General features: G+C 73.1%; 1 protein-coding gene and 1 pseudogene. One reads left to right on the forward strand and one right to left on the reverse strand.

The window, feature by feature from the left end:
- A pseudogene (locus LOY02_RS16460) lies at positions 1 to 363 on the forward strand (low molecular weight phosphatase family protein); the annotation flags it as partial.
- On the opposite strand, the gene LOY02_RS16465 reads toward LOY02_RS16460, so the two are convergent.
- Positions 360 to 2,741, reverse strand: a complete 2,382-nt coding sequence (locus LOY02_RS16465) for a transglutaminaseTgpA domain-containing protein (protein ID WP_317183455.1) — start codon at positions 2,739 to 2,741, stop codon at positions 360 to 362. The pseudogene LOY02_RS16460 and the gene LOY02_RS16465 overlap by 4 nt on opposite strands.
- Positions 2,742 to 2,827: the final 86 nt, after the last annotated feature.

Genomic DNA, 2,827 nt, shown 5'->3' on the forward strand with positions numbered 1-2,827 from the left:
GACCCCGACGGCCACGTGAGCCGCTCCCTCACCGCGGACCTCATCGAGGAGGCCGACCTCGTCCTCACCTTCGAGTTCGCCATCAGGATGCGCATCTTCGACGCCTTTCCGGCCCACGCCCCGAAGGTCCTCGGCCTGCACCAGTTCGCCGACGCCATCGACCGGCTACCGCCAGGCCCAACCGTCCCCACCGGCCCGGCACTCACCGCAGAGGCGCAGCGGGTCAGCAAGCCCGACTCGATGACGTGGGACGTCAGCGACCCGCACCGGCGAGGCGCCAAGGCCGCCCGCCGCTGCGCCGACGAGATCGACGCAGCCCTCGCGCAGATCGTCCCCGCCCTGCTCGGCCGCACACCGAGCTAGGACCCCGGCCGCCGACGCCTCACCCGGTTCACCAGCCCGCGCCACACCGAGACGCCCTCCGTGGGCCAGAGGAACGACTTGGCCCGCGTGGTCCAGGATCGCGTCCTCGACACCTCGCGCCGGATCGAGCGGATGTCGCGGTGCAGTTCCTCGGTCTGCTCCGGTGTGGTCCGCTCGGGCCGGTCGTAGCGGGCGCGCTCGAGCGTCGTGGTGACCCGGCGCATCGCGGTGGCGTGCTCGCCGTCGAGGTGGCCGTCGGTGATGTAGCGCTCCCGGGCGGTGCGCAGCGTCGCTCCCGGCGGGGCGGACAGGCCGAGGTCGCTGAGGTGCGTCATGAGCGCCTGCCACTCGATCTCGACGAGGTCCTGCCGCGTCGCGGCCCGCCGCCGGCGCAGGGCCCGCACGACCCACGCCGTGACCGGCATGAGGAAGGTGCCCACCACGACGACGAGGACGGAGATGAGGACGACGAGGTTGACGCCGGTCAGCCACTCGTCCCACCACGACGTCGGCGCGGAGGTCCCGAGCTCCTGGCCCTCGTCGAGCTCGCGGCGCCGGTCCGTCGGGGTCGCGGTCCCGGTGGGCTCGGTCTCGCCCGCGGTCTGGCCGCCACCGGGCGTCACCTCGGAGTTGAGGGAGTAGGTGGGCGGGCCGGACCGCGTGGCCGTCGGCTCGAAGCGCAGCCAGCCGGCGCCCTCGAAGTACAGCTCCGGCCAGGCGTGGGCGTCGGAGGCCTTGACGATGTAGGCGCTGCTGTCGCGGGTGCCGGGAAGGAACCCGATGGCCATCCGGGCGGGGATGCCCTCGGCCCGGGCGAGCATGATCATCGCCGTGGCGAACTGCGTGCAGTAGCCGAGCCGCGTCTCGTAGAACGCGGTGATGGGGTCGAGCCGTCGACCGTCCTCGTCCCGCGGGGCCGGGCCGAGGTCGAGGCTGTAGCGGTAGGTCGACGTGTCGCGCAGATGGGCCTGGATCGCGACGGCCTTGTCGTAGGCGTTGGTCTGACCCCGTGTGACCTCGTCGGCCCAGTCGCGGATGAGGTCCTCGGCGACGTCGGGCAGGGCGAGGTCCTCGTCGACGATGTCGGGGGACCGCGGGGCGCCGGCGTTGCGCAGGTCCTCGGGCACCGGGTTCAGCTGGGCGTAGGTGACCTCATAGCTGTCGACCGTGCGCTCCACCCGGATGTCCCGCGTGATCGGGTCGATGGCGAAGGGCGTGCCGCTGATCGCCGGAGTCACCACGGGGAAGGGCGCCGCCAGGCGAGGCGCCTTCAGGATGTTGTTGCTCACCGTCATGATGTAGTCGCGGCGGTCGGGCGACGACTCGAGCGGCACGGGCCGGTCGGGGCCCTGCCCGGACCGCCCGGCGACCCGCCACTCGCCGTTGGAGTAGTACGACGTGGCCACGGCGCGGAGCGGCGCGTTGGCCGGCCCGGTCGTCGTGTAGCGCAGGATCGGGGTCTGGTCGGAGTTCACCAGGCTGTTGCGCAGGTCGACGGTGTCGTTGAAGCCGACCGTCCCGTTGCCACCGGACCCGGTCGTGCGGCCGAGGCCGTCGGTGAGGTAGCGCGGCGGGAAGTGCGGGACGAGCGCGGGCACGAGCAGCGCCGCGACGACGGCGACGGCACCGAGTCGGGCCGCGCCACCGGTGAGCGCCCGCAGCGCCGACGAGTCGTCCGAGCTGCCCGACGGACTGTGACCCCGGCCGCCGAGGCGCCCGGCCAGGCCGCCGAGCCTGCCGCCCGACCCGCCTTCGCCGCCACCGCCCTGGGAGCTGGCGAGGTCACTGGCGCTCGTCGTCCCCCAGCGGGAGAAGTTCGCCCGCGCCGTGGTGTGCAGCATGACGAGCCAGAGGGCCACCGGGACGACGAAGTAGCGCACGGCCGAGGCGGCGTTGCCGTTGGCCGCGGTGATGAGATAGGCGGTCAGCAGGGGCAGCCCCGCCGCAGCCGGCGCACGCCAGGTCGCGGCCATCGCGTCGACGAGGACGGCGATGAGGGCGACGGCGCCGACGAGGTAGAAGGTGACACCGTCGGTGAGGGGCGCCGGGGCGGAGTGCCGCTGGATCGTCTCGAGCGCCTCGAGGCCCAGCGTGTTGAGCAGCTCGATGGTCTCCGTCGTGGGCATGCCCCACGAGAAGGTCTCGCGCGTGAAGCGGGCGAGCACGACGTAGACGACGATGACGAGCTGGATGAGCAGGATGAGCAGCCGGGACCGGAACAGGCCGCGCAGCAGCAGCCCCAGGGCGGCCGTGAGCCCGATGACGAACATCGACTCCGGCAGCCACTCCGCGCTCGTGAAGAGGCTCGTGATCGGGTAGACCGCGGCGAGCGTCGCCAGGGCCGCGAGGATGGTGATCCGCCACCGTCGGCGCGTCATCGCATGCCTCCCACCGTCGCGGCGGTGAGCACGGCCCACGCGTGGGGGACGTCCTCGTCGCGACCGACGGCGATGGCCCGCCACCC

Origin of the sequence: Intrasporangium sp., from assembly GCF_032907665.1 — a bacterium.
Lineage (GTDB): Bacteria > Actinomycetota > Actinomycetes > Actinomycetales > Dermatophilaceae > Intrasporangium.